The organism is Mesorhizobium onobrychidis (genome assembly GCF_024707545.1).
Classification (GTDB): domain Bacteria; phylum Pseudomonadota; class Alphaproteobacteria; order Rhizobiales; family Rhizobiaceae; genus Mesorhizobium; species Mesorhizobium onobrychidis.
Genome location: NZ_CP062229.1, coordinates 5,658,485 through 5,679,235, shown reverse-complemented (window position 1 = coordinate 5,679,235; position 20,751 = coordinate 5,658,485). Strand labels below are relative to the sequence as shown.

General features: G+C 60.2%; 27 protein-coding genes. 13 read left to right on the top strand and 14 right to left on the bottom strand.

Annotation, left to right across the window (positions count from 1 at the left end; all coding sequences use genetic code 11):
- Positions 1-199: 199 nt before the first annotated feature.
- Positions 200-1,309, bottom strand: coding sequence for a calcium:cation antiporter (locus tag IHQ72_RS28155; protein WP_258118701.1), 1,110 nt, complete (start codon positions 1,307-1,309; stop codon positions 200-202).
- Positions 1,310-1,704: 395 nt separating this feature from the next.
- On the opposite strand from IHQ72_RS28155, the gene IHQ72_RS28150 reads away from it, so the two are divergent.
- Positions 1,705-2,361: a TerC family protein gene (locus IHQ72_RS28150; RefSeq protein WP_258118700.1), complete on the top strand. Its 657-nt coding sequence runs from the start codon at positions 1,705-1,707 to the stop codon at positions 2,359-2,361.
- A 111-nt stretch (positions 2,362-2,472) separates the two neighbouring features.
- On the opposite strand, the gene IHQ72_RS28145 is transcribed toward IHQ72_RS28150, so the two are convergent.
- Together IHQ72_RS28145 and IHQ72_RS28140 are read right to left on the bottom strand one after the other, a co-directional pair.
- Complete coding sequence (locus tag IHQ72_RS28145) at positions 2,473-3,603, bottom strand: site-2 protease family protein (protein ID WP_258118699.1); 1,131 nt, start codon at positions 3,601-3,603, stop codon at positions 2,473-2,475.
- A 311-nt stretch (positions 3,604-3,914) separates the two neighbouring features.
- Positions 3,915-4,352 carry a CBS domain-containing protein gene (locus IHQ72_RS28140; RefSeq protein WP_258118697.1) on the bottom strand — a complete coding sequence of 146 codons (438 nt, stop codon included), beginning with the start codon at positions 4,350-4,352 and terminating at the stop codon, positions 3,915-3,917.
- A 320-nt stretch (positions 4,353-4,672) separates the two neighbouring features.
- Between IHQ72_RS28140 and IHQ72_RS28135 the strand changes: the two genes are divergently transcribed.
- Positions 4,673-5,083, top strand: coding sequence for a DUF427 domain-containing protein (locus IHQ72_RS28135; RefSeq protein WP_258118695.1), 411 nt, complete (start codon positions 4,673-4,675; stop codon positions 5,081-5,083).
- A gap of 55 nt (positions 5,084-5,138) precedes the next feature.
- Here the strand turns inward: IHQ72_RS28135 and IHQ72_RS28130 are convergent, their stop codons facing one another.
- Both IHQ72_RS28130 and IHQ72_RS28125 read right to left on the bottom strand, forming a co-directional pair.
- Entirely contained in the window at positions 5,139-5,555 is a 417-nt protein-coding gene (locus IHQ72_RS28130; protein WP_258118693.1) for an HD domain-containing protein, read from the bottom strand.
- A 292-nt stretch (positions 5,556-5,847) separates the two neighbouring features.
- The gene (locus IHQ72_RS28125; protein ID WP_258118692.1) at positions 5,848-6,084 is read right to left on the bottom strand and encodes a hypothetical protein; all 237 of its coding nucleotides are present in this window, start codon (positions 6,082-6,084) and stop codon (positions 5,848-5,850) included.
- 249 nt (positions 6,085-6,333) lie between these two features.
- Between IHQ72_RS28125 and IHQ72_RS28120 the strand changes: the two genes are divergently transcribed.
- The gene (locus IHQ72_RS28120) at positions 6,334-6,675 is read left to right on the top strand and encodes a hypothetical protein (protein WP_258118690.1); all 342 of its coding nucleotides are present in this window, start codon (positions 6,334-6,336) and stop codon (positions 6,673-6,675) included.
- 58 nt (positions 6,676-6,733) lie between these two features.
- On the opposite strand, the gene IHQ72_RS28115 is transcribed toward IHQ72_RS28120, so the two are convergent.
- Both IHQ72_RS28115 and IHQ72_RS28110 read right to left on the bottom strand, forming a co-directional pair.
- Positions 6,734-8,140 (bottom strand): PAS domain-containing HWE histidine kinase family protein, encoded by a 1,407-nt coding sequence (locus IHQ72_RS28115; protein ID WP_258118688.1) that lies wholly within the window; start codon positions 8,138-8,140, stop codon positions 6,734-6,736.
- 174 nt (positions 8,141-8,314) lie between these two features.
- Positions 8,315-8,479, bottom strand: a complete 165-nt coding sequence (locus IHQ72_RS28110; RefSeq protein ID WP_023799553.1) for a DUF3309 family protein — start codon at positions 8,477-8,479, stop codon at positions 8,315-8,317.
- Positions 8,480-8,898: 419 nt separating this feature from the next.
- On the opposite strand from IHQ72_RS28110, the gene IHQ72_RS28105 reads away from it, so the two are divergent.
- Entirely contained in the window at positions 8,899-9,399 is a 501-nt protein-coding gene (locus tag IHQ72_RS28105) for a DUF2267 domain-containing protein (protein WP_258118681.1), read from the top strand.
- A 70-nt stretch (positions 9,400-9,469) separates the two neighbouring features.
- Here the strand turns inward: IHQ72_RS28105 and IHQ72_RS28100 are convergent, their stop codons facing one another.
- Positions 9,470-9,691: a hypothetical protein gene (locus tag IHQ72_RS28100; protein ID WP_258118679.1), complete on the bottom strand. Its 222-nt coding sequence runs from the start codon at positions 9,689-9,691 to the stop codon at positions 9,470-9,472.
- Positions 9,692-9,699: 8 nt separating this feature from the next.
- On the bottom strand, positions 9,700-9,882 hold the full coding sequence (locus IHQ72_RS28095; protein ID WP_095486348.1) for a hypothetical protein: 183 nt from the start codon (positions 9,880-9,882) through the stop codon (positions 9,700-9,702).
- Positions 9,883-10,053: 171 nt separating this feature from the next.
- Here IHQ72_RS28095 and IHQ72_RS28090 point away from each other — a divergent pair, with 171 nt between their 5' ends.
- Together IHQ72_RS28090 and IHQ72_RS28085 are read left to right on the top strand one after the other, a co-directional pair.
- Positions 10,054-10,485, top strand: a complete 432-nt coding sequence (locus tag IHQ72_RS28090) for a hypothetical protein (protein WP_258118674.1) — start codon at positions 10,054-10,056, stop codon at positions 10,483-10,485.
- A gap of 514 nt (positions 10,486-10,999) precedes the next feature.
- Positions 11,000-11,323: a YbhB/YbcL family Raf kinase inhibitor-like protein gene (locus tag IHQ72_RS28085; RefSeq protein WP_258118672.1), complete on the top strand. Its 324-nt coding sequence runs from the start codon at positions 11,000-11,002 to the stop codon at positions 11,321-11,323.
- 137 nt (positions 11,324-11,460) lie between these two features.
- Here the strand turns inward: IHQ72_RS28085 and IHQ72_RS28080 are convergent, their stop codons facing one another.
- Positions 11,461-12,387 (bottom strand): NADP-dependent oxidoreductase, encoded by a 927-nt coding sequence (locus IHQ72_RS28080; RefSeq protein WP_258118670.1) that lies wholly within the window; start codon positions 12,385-12,387, stop codon positions 11,461-11,463.
- Positions 12,388-12,745: 358 nt separating this feature from the next.
- Between IHQ72_RS28080 and IHQ72_RS28075 the strand changes: the two genes are divergently transcribed.
- The 5 genes from IHQ72_RS28075 to IHQ72_RS28055 all read left to right on the top strand — a co-directional run bounded on the left by IHQ72_RS28075 (position 12,746) and on the right by IHQ72_RS28055 (position 15,016).
- Complete coding sequence (locus tag IHQ72_RS28075) at positions 12,746-12,952, top strand: sugar phosphorylase (RefSeq protein WP_258118668.1); 207 nt, start codon at positions 12,746-12,748, stop codon at positions 12,950-12,952.
- Between the two features lie 171 nt (positions 12,953-13,123).
- Positions 13,124-13,522 (top strand): trypsin-like peptidase domain-containing protein, encoded by a 399-nt coding sequence (locus IHQ72_RS28070; protein ID WP_258118666.1) that lies wholly within the window; start codon positions 13,124-13,126, stop codon positions 13,520-13,522.
- Positions 13,519-14,025, top strand: a complete 507-nt coding sequence (locus IHQ72_RS28065; RefSeq protein ID WP_309508977.1) for a PDZ domain-containing protein — start codon at positions 13,519-13,521, stop codon at positions 14,023-14,025. Before IHQ72_RS28070 ends, IHQ72_RS28065 begins: the two co-directional genes overlap by 4 nt.
- A 35-nt stretch (positions 14,026-14,060) precedes the next feature.
- Complete coding sequence (locus IHQ72_RS28060; protein WP_258118665.1) at positions 14,061-14,498, top strand: DUF2267 domain-containing protein; 438 nt, start codon at positions 14,061-14,063, stop codon at positions 14,496-14,498.
- Positions 14,499-14,551: 53 nt separating this feature from the next.
- Positions 14,552-15,016 (top strand): YbhB/YbcL family Raf kinase inhibitor-like protein, encoded by a 465-nt coding sequence (locus IHQ72_RS28055; protein WP_258118663.1) that lies wholly within the window; start codon positions 14,552-14,554, stop codon positions 15,014-15,016.
- A 28-nt stretch (positions 15,017-15,044) separates the two neighbouring features.
- Here the strand turns inward: IHQ72_RS28055 and IHQ72_RS28050 are convergent, their stop codons facing one another.
- Together IHQ72_RS28050 and IHQ72_RS28045 are read right to left on the bottom strand one after the other, a co-directional pair.
- On the bottom strand, positions 15,045-16,520 hold the full coding sequence (locus IHQ72_RS28050) for an FAD-dependent oxidoreductase (protein ID WP_258118662.1): 1,476 nt from the start codon (positions 16,518-16,520) through the stop codon (positions 15,045-15,047).
- Between the two features lie 78 nt (positions 16,521-16,598).
- Positions 16,599-17,510 carry a hypothetical protein gene (locus IHQ72_RS28045; RefSeq protein ID WP_258118660.1) on the bottom strand — a complete coding sequence of 304 codons (912 nt, stop codon included), beginning with the start codon at positions 17,508-17,510 and terminating at the stop codon, positions 16,599-16,601.
- Between the two features lie 303 nt (positions 17,511-17,813).
- Between IHQ72_RS28045 and IHQ72_RS28040 the strand changes: the two genes are divergently transcribed.
- Positions 17,814-18,137 carry a carbohydrate kinase family protein gene (locus IHQ72_RS28040; RefSeq protein ID WP_258118658.1) on the top strand — a complete coding sequence of 108 codons (324 nt, stop codon included), beginning with the start codon at positions 17,814-17,816 and terminating at the stop codon, positions 18,135-18,137.
- A gap of 84 nt (positions 18,138-18,221) precedes the next feature.
- Here the strand turns inward: IHQ72_RS28040 and IHQ72_RS28035 are convergent, their stop codons facing one another.
- Together IHQ72_RS28035 and IHQ72_RS28030 are read right to left on the bottom strand one after the other, a co-directional pair.
- Complete coding sequence (locus IHQ72_RS28035; protein ID WP_258118656.1) at positions 18,222-18,425, bottom strand: hypothetical protein; 204 nt, start codon at positions 18,423-18,425, stop codon at positions 18,222-18,224.
- A gap of 20 nt (positions 18,426-18,445) precedes the next feature.
- The gene (locus IHQ72_RS28030) at positions 18,446-19,504 is read right to left on the bottom strand and encodes a LacI family DNA-binding transcriptional regulator (RefSeq protein ID WP_258118654.1); all 1,059 of its coding nucleotides are present in this window, start codon (positions 19,502-19,504) and stop codon (positions 18,446-18,448) included.
- Positions 19,505-19,715: 211 nt separating this feature from the next.
- Between IHQ72_RS28030 and IHQ72_RS28025 the strand changes: the two genes are divergently transcribed.
- Positions 19,716-20,705 carry an autoinducer 2 ABC transporter substrate-binding protein gene (locus IHQ72_RS28025; RefSeq protein WP_258118652.1) on the top strand — a complete coding sequence of 330 codons (990 nt, stop codon included), beginning with the start codon at positions 19,716-19,718 and terminating at the stop codon, positions 20,703-20,705.
- Positions 20,706-20,751 lie beyond the last annotated feature (46 nt).

The window sequence follows — 20,751 nt, the reverse complement described above, 5'->3', positions numbered from 1 at the left end:
GCCTTGTCGGAGCCGTGGCATCGGCCAGGAACTGAAGGTCGCGTTCGATCTTTTCCAATATAAGAATGCCTCGACCATCATTCTCGTGATCTTCGTCATAGTGGTGTTGATGGAGTTCGTGACGGATCGCTTGCGCTCTAAGATCCAGTAGCTGCAGGCTAGCCATGTGCGCCAAATCGGCACGACACGGCCCCGTGTCCTACGGCACGAAGATAAGGAACAGATAGGCGACAAACACGACGAGATGAACGAGCCCCGTCAGCATCGTTGTTCGGCCCGTCCCAAAGCTCACGATGCTGATGGCAAGCGCGAGGATGAGAAGCACGGTATCCCCTGGGCCCAGACCGAGAGTCAGGCTTCGTCCTGTGAGTAGGCTCGCCGCACCGATCGCCGGGATTGTCAGGCCGATTGTGGCGCAGGCCGAGCCGAGGGCAACATTCAGCCCTCGCTGAAGTTCGTTATTGAGCGCTGCCCGAACCGCCGATACCGCCTCCGGCATAAGCACAAGCGCAGCGACGAAGAAGCCCACGATTGCGTCCGCCTGGGTGACTTGAAGAAACTCGAGCCCATTCTCGATACTGCCGGCCACCTGCTCGGTCAGAAGAACGATCCCTGCCAGTCCGACAAATAAAAGGAGCACATTGGTGGTCACTTTCCCACCCTCAGATACATGCTCCTCATGTTCGGCGCTGGATGTCAGATCCTCGATAAAATCGCCCCGATGGCGCACCATCTGAGCAAAGACGAACGCTCCATAGAGGAGGACTGAAAGAACGCTCACGAAAGCGAGTTGCGATGCGGAGAACGTTCCGGGGCTTGTTGCAAGAGTGTAGTTTGGAAGGATCAGCGTCAGAACCGTCAGCGCCATAATGACGGCAAGGCAAGCGTTGGTGCCCTGTCGTTTGATGTCCTGATATCGATGCTTCAGCCCACCCAGGGTGAGGCAGATCCCGACAACACCAGCGCACACGATCATGACCGTCGAAAACACGGACTCGCGTGCCAGCGTCGGGTTGTTTTCGCCATGCAGCATCATCGAAACGATGACCGATGCTTCGATGGCCGTCACCGAAAATGTCAACAGCAGCGTGCCATAAGGTTCACCGAGCCGCCGTGCGACGGCTTCGGCATGATGCAAAACCACAAACACGGTCGCGAAGATGAAGATAGCGACCACGATCAACGCAAGGATCTTGATCGAAAGCAGCGAAGGCTCCATCGACGCGGCGCCGAAATGAATTAGCGCGGCCAGGCCCAAGGAGCCGATTGGGAACAGATATTGGCCGATCGGTCGTCGATGAACAGCCAAGACGGATTTCCTCATCGCCATCGCCGGCCGCAGATCGGGTATTACAGAAACGGACCGAGGCCCACGGTATCAGTGTACTTGCGGCTGCCTGTCCGTTCAATGGCCGCGTGCTCAATCGACTTGGCGTAACGAAACTGCCGAGCTCGATGCCGCATGTGCCGAATCACAATTAAGCCTTGAGTTTTTGCGCTTACGGCAATAGCTAGGTGCTACCAGGCCGGGCCCCTCTGGCAGTCCATCAGGACTGTGATGTCGGACTGGAATTCAATCCGGGTGGCCTGGCTTTGAGATTTCTTCAGCTGTAGCGGCATTTCTCTTGTCATACGCGGTGTCCGCGTTGCTCTACGGTTATGCTCGCAAGCCGCGTCACCCCTAGCTGAACGCAAGGGTGCCGTATGACAGAATTTTTTAGTCCTGAAGCAATGACCGCTCTGTTGCAGGTCATCATGATCGACCTGGTGCTGGCCGGTGACAACGCAATCGTTATCGGCCTTGCCGCGGCCGGACTGCCCAAAGAGCAGCGCAGAAATGCAATCGTCGTTGGTATAATCGCAGCGGCCGTTCTGCGCATCGGCTTTGCGGCCGCGACAACCCAGCTCTTGCAGATCGTCGGGTTGCTATTGGCCGGCGGTATATTGCTGTTGTGGGTATGCTGGAAGATGTGGCGCGAACTCCGGCAAAACCATGCGCAGGAACAACAGGCGATCGAAGCGCTTTCGGAAAGTGATGTCGACTACGATGGCATCGTAGCTGGCAAGGCTCCACGCAAGACCCTGGCGCAGGCAACCTGGCAGATCATCATCGCCGACGTCTCGATGTCGCTCGACAATGTTCTGGCGGTAGCGGGTGCTGCGCGCGAACATCCAAACGTACTGATCTTCGGCCTTGTCCTCTCCGTCGCGCTGATGGGCATTGCCGCAAACCTCATTGCCAATCTGCTTCAGAAGCACCGTTGGATTGCCTATGTCGGCCTGGTGGTCATCCTCTACGTAGCTGCCGACATGATCTATCGCGGTGCGCTTGAACTTCTGCCTCATGTCGCGGGCGCTTGAGACACAGAAAACGGGCCGGAACGACCTCGTTCCGGCCGATTTCTGCTTATCGCTCCCCTACGATTTAGAGCGCACTCACCCGATCCGGCGGTAGAAAGAACATCCTCCTGCTCAGATCCGTGTGAGTCGCGGTTTGCTCCCACGCAAACGACCAAATCGGAAGGCATCCGAAACCGCCGAGCGGACCATAAGCATCTCGCCTATGGTTTCGTGTGTCATGAGCCCGACCAGCCGGTCGGAATTGTCCACGACGGCGATAGCTGGCACATCTGCCTGCTGCATGAGCCGCAGGCTTTCCTCGAGACTTTTGCGGTAATGTATTTTCGGGATATCGCTCCGCATTGCGCTCGCGACGGGTGCAGCGGGTCCCTTTTCCTTCAATGTCCGGATCATGTCGTTGCGTGTCACCAATCCCTCAAGATGGCCGGCGGAGTCGATGACAGGGAAGTCGTGCTGCGTGGTCGCGAGCAGCATCTCGATTGCCTCGTCGAGCGTCGCCGACCGTTCCAGCCGGGCGAACTCGGTGATCATCACGTCACCGACCAGGACGCTTGTGGCAACCTCGCGGATCTGTGCGTTCTGCGCTTCTGCTGCCGCGGCGAGATAGACGAAGATGCCGATGAAGATTAGCAGCGGGTTGTAGAACAGCCCAACGAAACCGAAGACGAAGGCCAATCCTTGCCCGATCGTGGCGGCGATCTGGGTCGCGCGCGACCAGGAAAGGCGGGCGGCGAGGGCGGCGCGCAGGATACGGCCGCCATCCATCGGGAAGGCCGGGATCATGTTGAAAAGGACCAGGAAGACATTGACCCCGGCAAGCCTGGCGAGAAAATTCATACGCGGATCCTCGATCCCGGCCATCTGTTCGACACCCGCCGACCCGCCGAGCAAGACGAAGATCAGCGCGGCGATCGCGACATTGACCAGCGGCCCCGCGACCGCGATCACGAACTCCTGCCCCGGCTCTTCGGGCATGCGTTCCAGCCTGGCCACGCCGCCGATCGGGAAAAGCGTAATGTCCGGCGTTCCGATGCCGAAGTACCGTGCGGCGGCGATGTGGCCGAACTCATGCAGGACCACGCAGGCAAAGACGGCAATGATGAAGGCAACGCCTTCCCAGGCCGCTGGCGTGCCGCCGATCTGATAGTGCGTCAGCCAAATCCAGACGAGCAGAAGCAGGAAGGCAAAGTGAACGCGCACGGTGGTGCCGGCGATCGTCCCGAGGTTCAGCGACCAACCCAAATCTATCCACTCCGAGGGGCCCCACCTTCACCATGGGCTTTGGCAGGACGCTTGCAATCGTTCGAGAACATCAGGCGCTCAAGCTCATCGTCTGCGACGAGGGCCACTCGGCTGCGAGATGCCCCGTCTTGGTGTCGCGCGGTCCCGTCGCAAGGAGAGTTTATCACGACACGACATCCCGGTGAACGTCTCGGCGCGTCGTGATCCGATGCGTCCGCGTCTGCACGATTAGCACTCGGCGGTGCATCGGCGTTGGCCGACGCACCGCCAAACAAGATACGTTGACTGTCACTACCGTGTCGCAGCGTCAGTCAGTGAGCAGTTTGCGAGTGCTCGCCGCCCGGCTTCGAGATGTCGCTTAAAGCCTCTCCCGCTTCTGCCGCCTCGCCATTCGTCGCGAGATCGCCAAGAGAGATGATGCCGACCAGCCTCTTGTCGCGGTTCAGAACCGGAAGCCGACGTACCTGCAGGTCGCCCATGTTCTCAAGCACATGCTCGACGTCTTCGTCATCGAAGCAGTATTTGACCTCCGGGCTCATGACATCACGCACCTTGGTGTCAGGCCCCATACCCAATGCTACGCCGCGGATCGCGATATCACGATCGGTGATCATCCCGACCAGCCGGTCGTGGTCGCCCACCGGCATCACTCCGGCGTCAAGCTTGCCCATGATCTGCGCTACTTCGCGGATGGACTGTTCGGGGTTCGCAACCTGGACATTCCTCGTCATGCAGTTGCCGACTTTCATGGCAATCTCCCTTTAACTTGCGAAGCCCGCCGCCGGTTTTGGTGTTGACCTAGGAAACGAACTCTTCGGCGGTAACGTTCCCTCGAATCTGAATGCCCCGCAGAGGTTTTTCACCTGCAGCCGGAAGGCTGAGAAAGCCCGCGTCGCGGGGACCTTGCGGTATGTCTTTGACGCGAAGGCGAACCACACAACGGCCGCGCTTCACCGCGCCCATCGCCGTAACTGCCGCGGCAGCGACAAACGCCAACAACCGGCCGAACTGGAACCCCGATCGGCGATACGACGTTCCAGGAGACAACTCCAGCCAACGGAGAATTCGAATGCAGCCCTTAGCCGCAAATTCCGCCCGCCATCCCGGCGCGCTTACAATCACCCCGTTCAATGGAACCGTGACGGTCAGGTTCTCCGACGCGATTGTTGCCTCGACCGAGCGGGCAAAAGTGCTTCATGAAGATGGACACGATCCCATTTTCTACATCCCTTTCGAGGATATCTATTTCGACCTGCTGGAGAAGACGAACACCACAAAGCGCTCCCCGCTGAAGGGCACGGCGAGTTACTGGCGGGTTCATGCGGTCGGCGGATCGGCTGATGACTTCATGTGGGCCTACGAGACGCCCGACACGCCGGCATTGGCCATTGCCCGCCATGGCGCCTTCGATCCCGACAAGGCGCGGATCGATGCCGATCCTGCCGAGGATAAGCGACATACCCCTCACATCCCCGAGTAGGGCGTCGCTTGAATTTCCACATCGGCGGATCACGCCACAGGCGGCAATCTTTTTGTCATTCGGAGAATTCTTGGTCGAGGATCCGCAGACCGTCTTCATATTTCGATGTCGGCGCGCCAATCTGCCGTGCCTGCCACAGATTGTCGGCGAGATCTGCGCGCTTGACCGGCAGCGCCAATGGGTTGGATGCTGCTCTGCGCACGAAAGTGAGGTCGTCCTCGTCCGGCCTGCGTGTCATGGCATCGACTGCCGACACGATGGATGTTCCAAAACCAGCCGCCTCGAGCCGATCGCGGTCCCAACCGTCGCTTTTCTCAAGAACGTCGTGAAGATAGGCAACGGCCTTTTGGTCGAGGGTTTCGACAGCGTCAACGACCCGGCGGCAATGTTCGATATAGGGCCGTCCGGTCTTGTCCGTCTGCCCGGCATGAGCTTGTTCGGCGACTTTTGCCGCGCGGTAAAGCACGGTCACTGCTTCGATCCTTGCTGGCCTGTGTATTGATGCAACCGGCCTTTGCTCGGAGGCACGGCGTGCCTCAAGAAAGCGTATGGCGCGGTAGTCCCCGAACGCGCGACGACTGGCTGAAGTTCCAGAGCGCGGGCAAGGCTCCGGCACAAGGCGTCCATCCACTCCAGGACGTTTGGCCACGCTCGAAGGCTGGCCCAGCCAGATCGGCTCGCCGAGGACGAATATATCGGCCGCCCGCTACCTCCGTCGGGTTGCCTTTAGCCGCTTTTGAGATCGACCATATCTGGCGAGACGGCTAGTCGCGAGACGGTCCATCAACAATCTCGGAATTGGGCAGAATTCCAAAATCCTGTGACTTTGCACCTTGTGCCGCCGTCAAAAATCCGTCGGCATGGAGACCGCGCCGCAGCAACTCTCTCACGGCCGCCGATCGGCTTGGCATGCGCCTTTCGAAGCGCCAGTTTTCCAATGCAGCCAATTCATCAGCAGTCAGCATGATCTGCAGTCGTTCGGGTCTTTCCAGTTCGGCCATTTCTGCCTCCAGCCGCTCAAAGTTAGTATTTAGCTAAGAGTTAGGGAAAGGCTGAGTGTGCGTCAAGGTCGGTCAATAGGCCGTTGGCGTGAAAGGCTCGGAGTTAATGTGAGGCGTCGATTGCGTATCCTGCGTGATATGATAACTGATTGATTTAACAGGCAATTCTATGGATTCAGCTTGTTATTAGAGCCGATCTGGCGCATGCTGATCCCGAGGGACAAACCGCTCCTAAAAAGAGGGTTCTCCATGAGAGACGGTTATTCGGTTCGTTTGTGTCACGACGTCGACCGGCAAGTGTGGGCAGCCGCCCGGTGCAAGGGGATAGTCAATGTCACTGCGGTGGCTGAGACCGTGCGGCTGCGAAACCTCGCCGAAAACGTTGCGCTTGAAGACATCGAATGCCTGGTGTTGCAAGCCGCCCAGTTCTACGGGGCAGCCATGGAGTTCGACAGCCTGGCCGTCTTCGAATTGGCTAACGTCCATCGGCTCTCAGTTCATCGCGATGCTTTGCCTGGGAGAGGCAACTTCGACATTCTGGAGGACAGGGCAGTTTCGCTCTATCTTCGCCAGCCGGACCGAACGCAATAGGTCCGGCTGAGCGTCAGCACAGTCGGTCGGCGGGAAGCGTTCAGCTTCCCGGGCGCTTTCAATCGGCCGCGTTATCCTGCATTGACGCCTGGACGAAATGCAGCGGCGCCTCGAGCGTCCAGGTGACGCCTTGCTCGTGGAACTCCAGCCGCCCGCTGCCGCTGAGAGCTTGCGGCGCCACGCGCTCGAGGACGACCACTCCGAAACCGCGCCCCCTGACAGCGTCCAGGATCGGCCCGTCCAACTCACGCCAGACCAGTCGAAAGGTGTCGGCGCCGTCGCCGGCAGGGATCACATTCCAATCGATTTCGACGCGTCCGCCGTTGCAGGACAGCGCTCCATGTTTTGCCGAATTGGTGGCGAGTTCGTGAAAGGCTATGCCGAGATACTGCACGGCGTTCGGCTGCAGTATCAGCATTGGCCCGGCCGTCGATACGCGGGACTGCGCTGCAAAGGCCTTGAGCTGTGCCTGGATGAGTTCGCCGACCGTGGCGCCGCGCCACTCGGCATTGACCAGGAGATCATGGGATTCCGAAAGCGCCGTGATGCGCTCCCGGACCTGCCCGAGGAAAGCCTCAGGTGTGCTCGTCAGCTTGCTGGTCTCGCGGATCATCGAGATGATGACCGAGAACTGGTTCTTCACCCTATGGTTGACCTCGCGCATAAGCATACGGATGCGCCGTTCGCTCTCCTTGTGGGAACTGATGTCGCGCGCGATCTTGGAGGCGCCGACGACCCTCCCGATGGCGTCGCGGATCGGCGAGACGGTGAGCGAGACCGAAACGAGCGTGCCGTCCTTGCGCAGGCGCATCGTCTCGTAGGAGGGGACGCGCTCGCCGACGCGGATGCGGCTGATGATCGAGACTTCCTCGCCGAGACGGTCGGGCGGAATGAGCATCGTCACCGGCCGGCCGATCGCCTCGGCAGGCGTGTAGCCGAACAGGCGTTCTGCAGCATCGTTCCAACTGGTGATAATGCCATTCATGTCCTTCGAGACGATGGCGTCCATCGACGACTCGACAATGGCGGCAAGACGCATGCGGGCTTCATCGCCCAGCGTCTGCGTGCGCAGGTCGAGCAGCGTGTTGATGGCACCGACAACATTGCCCGCTTCGTCGCGAAGCAGGCGTGGGTGAGCCCTGAATGGGATGAGTTCGCCATCCGGCCGCTCGGCAATCGCCTGGTCCCAGGAGACATCCCGTCCTTCGCGCAGCGCCACGGCCATCGGACACTCGCCATGCGCCATATCCCGACCGTCCAGATGACGAAGCTTCCACGAGCCGCACCATAGGTCCCGACCGACAACAGGACGATGGCCCCAGAGCTCAGCTGCGGCTTCGTTGAAGAAGGTGATGCGTCCCTGTTCGTCGACGGTGTAGATGGCGACGGGCAGTGCCTGCATCAGATCGGCAGTCGGAATCCCCGGAACTCCGAGGCCGATATCGGCTTGTTCAACGAAGTTCACGTGTGGGCGCCATTCTCGTGGATTTCTGCAGCAGGCATAATGCCCTTGAGCGATTTCGGTTCCGTCGGGACAATCACGTGCGCCCCTTGCCCGCAGCCGCGGCGACATTCCCGGACGAGGCCCTAGAGCGACACCGGATCAACGCTGAAGTTTGTCCGCCTAATCGTGCGGGCACTAAATGCGTCCGAGAAGGACCAGGATAATTACGATCAGCAGCACGAGACCGAGGCCGCCACCGCCATAATAGCCAGTGCCGTAGAACGGCCCGCCACCCAGACCGCTGAACCCGCCAAGCAAGATAAGGATCAAAATGATGATGAGTATGGTTCCGAGGCTCATGGTGGTTCTCCCATTCTTGCGCTGCCGCGCCATACAAGGGCACGTCCATGCGCCTGTTGATGACGGTATGAACTCCCAGGGGGGCTTCCTGTTCCACCGGAAGTAGCATCGTTGTCGCTCGTCTAGCGGGAAAAGCCGGTAGGCTCACGAGAAAGCCCGCCGGCCGGGAGCCAGCGGGCAACAGGCTTTTCAGCATCGGACCGCCTGGGGGGACAGGCGATCACAGCAAGAATGCGTGACGCGGTCCGAAGTTGCGGCGATCAGCCAAAAAAGCCCGCGGCCACTGCCGCGGCGGTGATATTTCCGCATCTTGCAGCGAGGCCGTAGTCGCGGAATTTCAAGGCCGCGAGGGAACTCATGCGGACATGATCCGTTCACGAGTAACTGTGCGCGGCGGACGTGACCGGGAGGACGGTGTAGTGAGCGCGACAGGCCCCGACGTCTTCGACAAGACGCTTCAGACCAGCAACGTCTGGCTCAACGACCTGATGGAGGAGATCGGCCCAGACAGGCAACTCTGCTGGAACGTGCTGTCGACGGTCCTGCAGATGCTGCGTGACCGGCTGCCTTTGGGACTAGCGGCGCATCTCGGCGCCGAACTGCCAGTTCTGGTGCGTGGCGCCTACTACGATCAGTTCGAGCCGGCAAGGCAGCCGAGCGATTGGGACTGGGACGAGTTTGTCATCGAAGTCACGGATCGCTTGTCCGATGCACGGCTCAAGGATGCCAATGATGCGGTGCGTTCTGTCTTTGCCACGCTATCCCGGCATGTCTCGCGCGGTCAGGTCGCGAAAGTCCAAGCCACTTTACCCGAAAAGCTGCGCACCATGTGGCGCTCGGCCGAAGCGCGGATCGACCCACCGGACCAAAGCGCTGCCCGGACCACTGCGCCAGGCGGTGCTCACAGTCAGACGGCCTGATGATGTTCGGCGCCTCGGATTTCATGGGGAAATGCGAAGCGCCACGCCGCACGCTTCAACGAGGCGTGAATCACCTTCCTCGGTGTGCCGGTCGGGTGCCGCCCCCCTTCTTTTCCGAGTCATGGGTATGGTGGCTGTCGCGTTCGCCTCCGCCGCCTGAGATCTTGCTGCGGCTGCGCAGATCGGAATCGGCTGGCGGCTTTTCTATCACCAGCGGCTCCTTGGCATTTTCGTGCGATGCGCCAGGAACGCCATGGCGGATGCTGGCGCGGGTCTTCTTCGACGTGGACATGAAATCACCTAACGGTCCTGCTGGTAGCCTTGATGGGTCGTATTGACCCTCGTGTTGCCCTGCTGGCCCTGTTTGTCGGGATTTGGGGCGGAATGGCTGTGCTGCGTTTGGTCGACAGGAACCGACTTCTTGTCGCCGGGACCCTTAGGGCTCTGGTTCTCTGCCGGAACGGGTGGTGGTTTTGTGCTCATGACGTTCTCCTTTCATTAGTCCAAAACAAGCAGGCCCCCGAGAAGGTTCCTGATAGGAATCGTTCGAGGAGCAAACTCCTAACATTGCCAATTCCGGCCTTGTCGGCGCGTCGCAGCGCAATAATCTTCTGTTAGGGCGTGGGCGCTTCGACCTATTGAAAGGAGCCGACCATGAAATACCAAACACTCGACCAACTGCAGACAATTGCAAAAGTTGAGCCCTCGGCGACTTACCCGACCATGTCTCGGACGCAGCGGATCGAGCGTTGGGCAAAGCTTCTCGAACAAAATCCACGGCGTTGCCTCGGAGCGCTTTCAGGCACCGAATATCTCAGTCCTGAAGCTCGTGCCGTAGCGCGTGGCGCGGGGTCGCCAATCACCGTTGCCTATGAGGATCCGGTGCTGCGCGCCATGGGTCTGAAAGATGATACCTACGGTGAGGCAAAGCGCTTCTTCGAGCTAAGTGACTGGCAGTTGCACAACATCGTCTGTCACTGCCACGTTGGTGCTACGATGCAAGCGCGATGGGCTGCCGCCAGAGTCCGCCGGACAATTACCGGGAACAGACTTCTGGCTTGGCTGAGGGCAAGGTTTGTGCATTGAGGCCAGCCCAGAACGGTGACGACAAGTCTTGATCGTTCTCGTTAGCGGCTGGCCGCCAAATGCTGATGGCATCGCCGGCGACGCAGTGGATGGTGGAGCCGATGCCGTGCTTTCAGAGCGGCCGGGTGAAGACCTCATGCTCGCCCGGTCGGGGGGCTCATTGTCAGCGAGCACATAGAGAAGCAATCGGAGCGTGGAGGGTGACCAGGATGAAGCCCCATTTTACGTGAACACGGCCCGCGCTTATACGATCCATACCACCACATGTGCATCGCTCTCGGAGGAACAATAGCCGGTAGTGGTTGTTGGGATCGTCTGATGGAAGAGGGCCGCTACGAGACCAGCGCCTCTATTTCGACGAGTCTAGCCGAGCAAGGAAGTAAGTGATGGCGTTCACTTTGACCAGTCCAGCCTTTCAGAACGGCCAGCCGATTCCGGATCGTCATGCCCGGCGCGGCGATAATCTCTGGAATGGAGCGATCCGCCGCCGGGCACTCAGAGCTACGTGCTCGTCATGGAAGATACGGATGCACCGTCACAGGCGTCCCGGCATTGGGTCGTCTACGACATCGGCGGAGACCGGCGTCATTTGGCCGAAGGGCGGAGTTCCAAAGCGCGAACAGAGGACCTGCCTCACGGCTTCAATGATTTCGGTAATCTTCACTACGATGGACCCGACCAGCATCCGGGCGGTAAGCCACACACCTACCGCTTCAGGCTCGCGGCCCTTGGCATTGCCAATCTTCCCATCGGCCCGGAACCCGATGCCCTGGTCGTGTGGCAGGCTGCCCGTGAAAACATGTTGGGTGAGGCGGAATTAATCGGCACTTACGGATGAATCAGCGCCAAGCAACTTCGTTCTTCTGCTCTTAATGGCTGAATGCGGTCCGCAGTCAGTTGCCCGTCGGCACGGCTTGTCCGCAGAATTGGTTCACTTTGAACTTGAACATTCCGGGGAACTTCGAGCATCCGGGCTCAGGCGGCCACCTGAAGCACGATCTTGCCGCGTGTATGCTCGCTCGCCAGCCGTTCCTCGGCCTTAGCGACCTCCTCCAGAGGATAAGTCGCCTGCACGACCGGAGTTACCTTGCCGGCGTCAATGAGGCGGCTGATCCTCGCAAGCTGCGCCGCATTTGGCTCAGCCAGATAAGAAACGCCACGCGCCTGATGCAGGCGTGCCTGTTCGGCCGAGGGCTCAGAAACGGTGGAAACAAGTATCCCGCCGGGCTTCAGTACACTCCAGGAGCGGTCCTGTGTGTCGCCCGCGACCAGATCGAAAACCATATCGATGTCTTCGACCTCATCCTCGAAGCGCTGGTTCTTGTAGTCGACGGCCTGGTCGGCGCCAAGCTCGCGGACGAAATCGAAATCTTCGGCAGCAACGGTCGTCACGACAAATGCGCCCGCAGCCTTGGCAAACTGAATCGCCAGATGTCCGACACCGCCGGCGCCGCCATGGATGAGAACCCGCTGCCCGGATTTGAGGTCGCCATGGTCGAAAAGGCCCTGCCATGCTGTAACCCCCGCAAGCGGCACGGCGGCGGCTTCCACATGGCTTAGGCGTTCCGGTTTTGCTGCCGCTTCCGTCGCCTTGACCACGACGTATTCGGCGTTGCCACCGCGGTCGTTGCCAAGCATGGCAAACATCGGATCGCCCTTCTTCAACGTATGCGCCCGCGTGCCGCACAGCTCCACCACGCCCGATACGTCGCGGCCGAGCGTAACGGGCAGATCCCCGCCCACCGAACCCTCGCGGGTCTTGTAGTCGATGGGATTGACGCTTGCTGCGCAGACCTTGAGCGTGACCTCGTCGTCACGGGGCTGAGGCATGGGAACGTCATCCAACGACAGAACCTCTGGTCCGCCAAAACTATGAACACGGACTGCTTTCATGGTCGCCATGGAGTTCCTCCTTGTTTCGGGGTCCAGCGCAGGTCTGGAAGCGGGACGAGCATCGGGCGAATGGGATACCCGGCGATCCTGGCAGTCGAATGCGGATTTCACCAACCACTGGGGACATCATATTCACTCAATCCGCTTCAAAAGCCTTGCCCACCTAACCGGATTGCGGGCTGGAAGTTCCGACGAATTTCCGGGGTCGGGTCGTGGCATTCAAAGACCGTTCTCTCGGGCTCTACGAGAGACCTTGCGCAGAGTTCATCCCGTGACATTCCCGCAATCTCGTCAGGGAACTTTTCTGGAGGCACATGGTTGGAACGTGCGGCCGAAAGAATCCGGGCCTGTGCCAAGGAGGTTCGCCATGAAGCTTCGCGAGTTGATGGACCAAGTGAAGGATATGACACCGGATACTCTGGTCTGTGCTGCCGAGATAGACGAGGCCTTTGCGGCCAACATTGCTGGCATAGAAACAGCAGAAAGTGCCCGGATCGAAAGCCGCAAGCCGGACGGCACCGAAGCCGTCGAGCTCGCCAACGGGAACGACAAGGTTGTCGTAATCCGCTGGTGAACCGCTGGCTCATGCTGGAGCCGTCACATGCTTGATCACTGAGCGCTGGAGAAGTCGCAGACCATGTTTCCGCCGGCCTGATCGCCGGAACTCTGATGCTCTCGGCCGGCGGGTTTCCTCCCAGGAAATCCCAAACGACTTCACGGCGATCGTGCGCGAGAAAATTCCAGCGTGATCGCAATAACGACCAAACAGATCATCCAGGACCAGGCGACGCTGGATGACTTTTTCAGTCCTTTCGGTAGGCCCGGCCTCGGACCGGCGCAACCACAGGTGCGAGAGGCCCTTGGTTCCGGCTTTGTGATCAGCCCCGAGGGGTACATCGTCACCAACAACCATGTCGTTGCCGATGCAAGCGAAATCCATGTCGTATTCTCCGACAAGCAGACTTTGCCTGCGCGGCTCGTCGGCCGGGATCCGGCAACCGACCTCGCGGTGCTGAAGATCGACCCACGGTCCAACATGACAACAACCGCCTGGGGTGACTCCGATGCAGTACAACCCGGCGCATGGACGATCGCGATCGGCGACGCTGACAAGGAACCGCGGGGGGCTCTCAGCAGGAAATAGCTCTGACCATCGGACAGCGCAGCGATGAGGAGGAACAAACCGGTGCTGTTCCGGGACCGGAAGCGCCGGACCAACGGCTCGGACTGTCGCTCAGTCCGATCTCGGATGAGGCGCGCCAGCAGCTCGGACTTCAGCCGGGCACCGCTGGGTTGTTCGTGCAAGAAGTGGCGCCGAACAGCCTCGCCGACCAAAACGGCCTCCGCGCGGGCGATGTGATCGTGTCAGCCAATAACCGGGATGTGACACAGCCATCAGATATACAAGAGGAGTGGACGAAATCCCGCCAGCAGAACAAGCCCATGCTGTTCCGCATCAACAGGCAAGGGCAATCTCTTTTCGTTGCGTGGCCACGGCCAAATCTTGACTGGCCAGATCTTGACGAGAACGCGTTGAGTAAGCTTGGCGAGCGTAAGCTTGGCCGAATAGATCACACGCTTTCGCGAAGGCGGTCTTTACGCTTGGCAACGGGAACAACAGCCGACCAAGGCCGTTTCGTCCAATGAGTCATTCGAACAGTTGGCAGAAAAAGGAGGCTTCGATGAGCGCCACCGGACTCGACGTATTCGACAAGACGCTGCAGACCACAAACATCTGGCTCGATGAGATCATGGCCGAGATGGGACCGGATCGGCAGATCGCATGGCATGTTCTTGGAGCGGTGCTCCACGCCCTGCGGGACCGCATGCAACCAGACCTTGCAGCCCACCTCGGCTCGCAGCTGCCGATCCTCGTGCGCGGCGCCTACTACGACCAATATCAGCCTTCCAAGACCCCTGAGAAGTTGCGATCGCTCGACGAGGTTCTAGCCAAAATCAAGGCGGAGCTGGAATTCACCCGACCGGTCGATTCCAAGGATGCATTCAGGGTCGTATCCAAGGTGCTCGCTCACCATGTGGGAGAGGGGCAGATGATCAAGGTTTGGGAATCCTTGCCAGCAGAAATCAGGCGCGTCGCGGAAGCTCAGCAAGCGGCGTGAAATAGCGCAGGAATCTCGGCAGTCGGCCGTAACGCTTCTTTGAGGAAATAGAAATGCCACTTACCCTTATCAGCCCGGCGTTCCCGGCTGGCGGGAAAATCCCTGAAAGGTATACCCGTGACGGCCAGAACGTCTCGCCGCCGCTGAAGTGGTCCGGTGTTCCGGATGGTGCGAAGAGCCTTGTTCTTGTCGTGCAGGATCCCGACGCGCCGAGCGGGATTTTCGGGCACTGGGCGGTGTTCAATATCCCGCCCGATGCCAGCGAACTCGCCGAGGCGCAGGATGGCAAGCCAGGTCCGTCGGCACTTCGCCAAGGCACCAACGATTTCGGCAATGCCTATTACGACGGCCCGCAGCCGCCAGTGGGACATGGCGTCCATCATTATCATTTCCGGCTGGCCGCGCTCGACGTGCCGAGCCTCAGTGTGCCGGGACAGGCGGGCGTGCAGCTTGTCTGGAAGGAAGCCCAGAAGCATGCGCTGGAGCAGACCGAGATGGTCGGAACCTACGCACGGTAACGCCGGGCCGTGTCAGTCGCCGCTTTTTTTACAGCGCGGCCGGGGCAAGCGGTTTTCGAGCCGGGCCATGGATGACCGAACCGTCGGCGGCGAAAATCGAGCCATGGCAAGGACAATCCCAGGTGTTGTCCGCGTTGTTCCAGGTCACGGTGCAGCCCTTGTGGGTGCATGTCGCCGAAACGGGGTGGAGTACCCCTTCAGTGTCTCTCCACGCCGCGATCTTTTCGTCACCCCTGACGATCACACCGCCCATGCCGGGAACGATGTCGTCGAGGCTTGAGACAATCGATTGGCTGCGGCCATTCTTATGAAAGTCCTCGGGATAAGACCGCGCCGGGTCGTAGAGCCTTTGCAACGGACTCGACCGAGCGCAGATCAAATCCGCGATCATCGTGCCTGCGGCCGTTCCATTGGTGATGCCCCAGGCGTTGAATCCCGTGGCGATATGAAAACCGGAGGCTTTGTCCGAATCGGGTTCGCCGGCATACGGAACTCTATCGGCCGTATCATAGTCCTCGTTACACCAGCGCCACGCAACGTCCCCAACTGGAAGGTTCATTCTTGCCCATTGTTCCAGCTCGACGAACCGTTTCGCCACGTCGCCGTCCTGGCCCGTGTCAAACTTGGGGCCGAGCGCGACCAGCAGCGAGCCTTCGGCATCGCGGCCGGTGCGGATGGAATGCGTCGGATCGTCGATGCCGATGAACATGCCGTCGACAGCCAGAGGGTCATCGATCCGAAACGCCATGGCAGTGTGGCAGCGCGGCTGGGTGCGGTTCGCCATTCCGACGGGGCTCTTCACCGTCATGTTGGTGGCGACGACCACATGCTCGGCGTGAACGGTGCCGCTGTCGGTGACGACGCGCCAGCGGCTTGCCTCGCCGATCGAGATCGCGCGGCTGTTTTCGAAAATCCGTCCGCCACGGGCCGTCACCGCTTGAGCCAGGCCAACCAGATACATCGCCGGATTGAACTGAGCCTGGTCGGAAAAACGCAGAGCGGCGGCCGTTTCGAAAGGCAGCGGCGCGCGCTCCAGAACATCGGCGTCCAGCCCAACTTGGCGCGCGGCCTCTGCCTCGGCCACGATCTCCGCGCGCCGGCTTGCATCGCAGGTGTAGGTATAGGCGTTCTTGGCCTCGAGATCGCAGGGAATGGCATAGTTGCGAACCCATTCCCGGATCTGGACGGCGCCGGCGGAATTCGCATCGGCATAGGTCTGCGCCAGGTCCTGCCCGAAAGTGTCGATGAGATGGCGATAGATCAGCGCGTGCTGCGTCGTGATCTTGGCCGTCGAGCGGCCGGTCACCTGGCCGCCTGTCCGCAGGCCTTCGATGACGATCACCGACCGACCGGCCTCGCAAAGGCGAAGCGCCGTCGTGAGCCCGACAATCCCGGCGCCCACGACAACGGCATCGGCATGGATCGAGCCCTCGAGCGGAGAATAGTTCGTAGCGGTGGCTGCCGCCACCCAACAACTTCCCGGTTTTCCCGAAAGAATGGCCATTTCACCGGCGTCCCATGCGTTCGATGCATCTCCATCGACAACCCGCGTCGGCGCGAAAACGTTCCGGATTTACCGTCTTCAGTCGTTGTTTGGCCGTCCGGAAGCTACAAACGCACCAGGAAGATGTGAGGTGCAAGCCATCACCCAGGTGATCGCCTCGCGATCGTATTCATCGCCGGAGCGCCAATCCTCGAAGAAAGTGTTCAACCTCCCGATACGCTCGGGCCAGACGCCGGCGGCCTGCAGGCCCAGCGACACGCCGTAATTGGTGAAGGCGAATTTCGTATCGGGCAGCCACGGCGCTCGGCTGAAATAGCCCGGCGGGTCGACCCACATCGTTTCCAAATTCCGCAGCGAACGTTTCGTCTGCGCTTTGGCCCATGGCTCGGCGGGAAAGAAGTGGGCGAGCCACAGCATCATGCCGAGGCCGAGATCCTGTTCGATGTCGAGGGTGCGCCAGTCGCGCTCCATCAGGTCATGCATCTGCGCGATCTCGGGCGCCAGTGCGTCTTCATCGAGCATCCGGTAGGAGACGTAACCATCGTAGGCATCCATGCTGCCGAGACCGTAACCCGGATAAGGACTGCTCAAATCCTCCTGCATTTTCCAGATCACGCCGCGGCCGGGGATCACGAAGGCCGGATGAATGTCCCGCGCCAGCTCAATGCCGCGCGCGCGGTATCGCGGTTTCAGATCGCCGAGACGCGCCAAGGCGAACAGCCACATCGCCAGGTAGTGGAAATACTGTCCGTCGCGATCTGTCGCTTCGCCGATCCTCAATCCGCGCAGCCGACCGAGCACACGCTCGACCTCCGCCACCAGCCGCTCAGCCTCACCCAGCCAACGTTCCTCGCCGAGCTCCTTGTAAAGCGAGACATAGAGCACGACTCCAAAAGCATCGGTCCAGAGATAGCGCAGGCCGTTGGGCCAGATGCCTTCGGCGCGCATCCAGTCGAGTTTTCGCAGGACATAGTCAACGTCGCGCAGCATAACGCTGGTCTAGAGCCCGAACGGATAAGTATCGGGTGCTCGGGTCTTGGCATGCTTCGGCCCGAGCGGAGTGCCGACCGGCTATATGCGCGTCGCAGTTGCGAGCATGCGGCATGTCGAGCATGTCTGCCTCCGTTCCGATTAGTCTGGGTCAGATCGCAAACGATCTGGTCGGCGGCGGGTTCCTTGGCCATCGCAATAAGCACCAGCCCGTTCGGCCGGCCCGACCCCGGAACCCTCCGTCTGTTCACGAGTTCCTTGATCAGTCGCTCACTTCCGCACGAAATGGTTGAGGAGGTTTCATTGCCGCGCCCGATCGTGCTCTCGCTGGGCAGCATCAATGCCGATCTGCAGTTCGACGTTCAGGGCTCCCTTGGCGATGGCGGCACCGTTAGGGCCAGCGGCTTCGCCCAACGCGCCGGCGGCAAAGCCGCCAACGTTGCGTATTTCACCCATCGCCTCGGCGTTCCGACGAGGCTTATCGGGCGCGTCGGCGACGACCGGTTCGCGGAGATCGCAATCGGTCCGCTGAAGGCAGCGGAGCTCGACCTCGGGTCCGTCGGCGTCGCCCGCGACGTCCCCACTGGCGTTGCCATCGTGGCGGTTCCGAAGGACGGCACGTTCTAATGCGAACACTCTTGGAATCCGTTATCGCTTCTAATGCTCGCTGCTATTGGTCCTTTGCCTGCGCCCAAGTGCCCCGTATTGGGCTCACAGTGAAGACGGCGACACTTTCGTGACAGGTTTCCACGGGAGATGGCGACCGTGGCTCCAATATGGGATCACGGTGAGCGAAGCAGCCAGGAGAAGGCGGCCGGCGGCACTTTTGGAGAAGAGGTTCTGCGGCGGTTCGGCATCGGTCTCAATGCCGATCGGCATGATAAACCATTGAAATCTCAGGGCGTGCAGGGTCATCCTGTCGCGCCATTTCGCACTCACGCTATATCCTTCAGAGTATCGAGCGGCCCTTTCAGCGCAGACCTGGGCTGGATCAACTCTGGCGCAATCAGGAAGGTCTGTGGCGTCGTCGTCGGTTCATCGATCAGCTCGAACGCCTTCGTAATCATCGCCTCGACATTCTGCCGCACCATGATTACCGGGAACGGCAGGAAGGAGCCGAACGGATCGTAGTCGTAGCAACCGACGACGAGCTCACTAAACATCTCCGCCGGCCGGCCCGCCATGAAACGCAGCAGACCTTCCATATTGATCGACGAATTGATGAACAGCGCGCGCGGCAGCTTGCCATGGCGTTGGTAAAACGCCTCAAAGGCACGCAAAGTTATATCAGGCGAATACCCGGAGGACTGCACACCGTCTTCAGGGTCGGCGCCCAGCAGTGCCTTCTTGGTCGCATGGAAAGCGGCGATGCGTTCGCGGCTGGCGTGGTCGTTGCGGCCGCCAAACAGAAACAGCTCGTCCGGCCGCAGAGGATCATCATTGCCGAAGCGGCGGATGATTGCTTCCGTCAGCATCCGTGCGCCACCATAATTGTCGCTGATCACCGAATGCGCCTTCGCTCCCGGCAGGTCGATGTTGATATGCCTCAGCCCCGCCGGTTCGCAGACCTCGTGCACGCCGTCCGGATCGGTGGCGCCGACGATGAAGAGCTGGTCGATTGAATAGGAGATCAGCGTCTCCGCGGTCCGCCGTTCCTCTTCCGGGTCGCGGCTGGCGCTAACCACGACCGGGCATTGGCCGCGGCTGCGCACATGCCCCTCAAACGTCTGCGCCATGGAGGAGAAGTAGCGATTGTCGTGGACGGGCAGCATCAGGCCGACCAGGCCCGATCGCGAGCGTCGCAAGCCTCGCGCTTGCAGATTGGTGGTGTATTGGTGGAGTTCGGCGAGGCTGAGAATTGTTTGCGCCGTACTTTCCTTGATGCGGCGCTTGCGCCAAGTGCCGTTTAGGACGGCACTCACGGTCGACGGCGAACTGCCCGATAGCACGGATAGGTCATAGATCGTCGCCTTCTTCTTGACCCGCTGATCCATCTGGCGCCTCCGGCGCGTCTATTTAGAGCAATATCCCGCTTGACGAGAGCTTCTCGATGCACAATAGTTTCTGCACCATCGATTGTGCAAGCGAAAACCGGTGGATGATCGATGGGGAAGCGCCCCGTCTCTTTCGGGGAGGTTTCTAACGGCCGCCGTCGTTCGACGGCTCGAGTGTGTTCCCACTAGGAACGTTATGGGAGGAGTACAGATGAAAAAGCTCATGATCGCGGCGCTTGCCGCGACCCTTATGATTGGCGGATCATTCGCTGCGATGGCACAGCAGGCCGGCAAGGTCGGCGTCGTCGTAAAGATCGGCGGCATTCCGTGGTTCAACGCAATGGAGGCGGGTATCAAGGAGCGCGGCCAGAAGCTCGGGATCGACGCATTCATGGTCGGCCCGACCAGCGCTGATCCAGCACTGCAAGTTCGCGCCATCGAGGATCTGATCGCGCAGGGCGTCAAGGTCATCGGCGTCGTGCCGAATGATGCGAAAGTGCTTGAACCAGTCCTGCAGAAGGCCAAGGACGCCGGCATCATCGTCATCACGCATGAATCGCCTGGCCAGAAGGGCGCCGACTGGGACTTCGAACTCGCTTCCGCGACCGGCTTCGGCGAGGCTCATGCCAAGCTCCTGGCGGAGAAGATGGGCGGCAAGGGTGAGTACGCAGTGTTCGTCGGCTCGCTGACGGTGCCGCTGCACAATGCCTGGGCCGATGCGGCAATCGAATATCTGAAGAAGAACAACCCGGAGATGAAGCTTGTCGGCGAACGTTATGGCGTCGCCGAGGATGTAGACAAGAGCCGCAGCACTGCGCTTGACCTGATTTCCGCAAATCCAGGCTTGAAGGGTTTCCTCGCCTTCGGCAGCCAAGGCCCGATCGGCGCTGGCCGCGCAATCGAAGAGCGCCGGAAGGTGGGCGAAATTTTCGTGCTCGGACCATTCTCGCCAGGCCAGGGCCGGAAGCTCATCAAAAGCGACGCGATCTCCGGCGGCTTCATGTGGAATCCGAAGCAGGCGGGCGAGGTTTTCGTCACGCTGGCTGACCATCTCATGAAGGGCAACGAGATCAAGGACGGCGATACGATCGAAGGGCTAGGGACAGTCAAGCCGGACTTCGAAAACCGTAACATCATCGTCGATCAACTGGTCCCAATCAACAAGGACACTGTCGACGATCTCGCGGCGATGGGCCTGTAAGGCCTCAAGCTAATGACAGCCGGGCCGGCATCGAGCCGGCCCGGCT

Excerpts from the sequence above, each read along its gene's own strand:
- IHQ72_RS28150 (WP_258118700.1), top strand. The coding sequence starts at position 1,705 with ATGACAGAATTTTTTAGTCCTGAAGCAATGACCGCTCTGTTGCAGGTC.
- IHQ72_RS28140 (WP_258118697.1), bottom strand. The coding sequence starts at position 4,352 with ATGAAAGTCGGCAACTGCATGACGAGGAATGTCCAGGTTGCGAACCCC.
- IHQ72_RS28135 (WP_258118695.1), top strand. The coding sequence starts at position 4,673 with ATGCAGCCCTTAGCCGCAAATTCCGCCCGCCATCCCGGCGCGCTTACA.
- IHQ72_RS28125 (WP_258118692.1), bottom strand. The coding sequence starts at position 6,084 with ATGGCCGAACTGGAAAGACCCGAACGACTGCAGATCATGCTGACTGCT.
- IHQ72_RS28120 (WP_258118690.1), top strand. The coding sequence starts at position 6,334 with ATGAGAGACGGTTATTCGGTTCGTTTGTGTCACGACGTCGACCGGCAA.
- IHQ72_RS28110 (WP_023799553.1), bottom strand. The coding sequence starts at position 8,479 with ATGAGCCTCGGAACCATACTCATCATCATTTTGATCCTTATCTTGCTT.
- IHQ72_RS28100 (WP_258118679.1), bottom strand. The coding sequence starts at position 9,691 with ATGTCCACGTCGAAGAAGACCCGCGCCAGCATCCGCCATGGCGTTCCT.
- IHQ72_RS28095 (WP_095486348.1), bottom strand. The coding sequence starts at position 9,882 with ATGAGCACAAAACCACCACCCGTTCCGGCAGAGAACCAGAGCCCTAAG.
- IHQ72_RS28090 (WP_258118674.1), top strand. The coding sequence starts at position 10,054 with ATGAAATACCAAACACTCGACCAACTGCAGACAATTGCAAAAGTTGAG.
- IHQ72_RS28085 (WP_258118672.1), top strand. The coding sequence starts at position 11,000 with ATGGAAGATACGGATGCACCGTCACAGGCGTCCCGGCATTGGGTCGTC.
- IHQ72_RS28080 (WP_258118670.1), bottom strand. The coding sequence starts at position 12,387 with ATGGCGACCATGAAAGCAGTCCGTGTTCATAGTTTTGGCGGACCAGAG.
- IHQ72_RS28075 (WP_258118668.1), top strand. The coding sequence starts at position 12,746 with ATGAAGCTTCGCGAGTTGATGGACCAAGTGAAGGATATGACACCGGAT.
- IHQ72_RS28060 (WP_258118665.1), top strand. The coding sequence starts at position 14,061 with ATGAGCGCCACCGGACTCGACGTATTCGACAAGACGCTGCAGACCACA.
- IHQ72_RS28055 (WP_258118663.1), top strand. The coding sequence starts at position 14,552 with ATGCCACTTACCCTTATCAGCCCGGCGTTCCCGGCTGGCGGGAAAATC.
- IHQ72_RS28050 (WP_258118662.1), bottom strand. The coding sequence starts at position 16,520 with ATGGCCATTCTTTCGGGAAAACCGGGAAGTTGTTGGGTGGCGGCAGCC.
- IHQ72_RS28045 (WP_258118660.1), bottom strand. The coding sequence starts at position 17,510 with ATGCTGCGCGACGTTGACTATGTCCTGCGAAAACTCGACTGGATGCGC.
- IHQ72_RS28035 (WP_258118656.1), bottom strand. The coding sequence starts at position 18,425 with ATGACCCTGCACGCCCTGAGATTTCAATGGTTTATCATGCCGATCGGC.
- IHQ72_RS28030 (WP_258118654.1), bottom strand. The coding sequence starts at position 19,504 with ATGGATCAGCGGGTCAAGAAGAAGGCGACGATCTATGACCTATCCGTG.
- IHQ72_RS28025 (WP_258118652.1), top strand. The coding sequence starts at position 19,716 with ATGAAAAAGCTCATGATCGCGGCGCTTGCCGCGACCCTTATGATTGGC.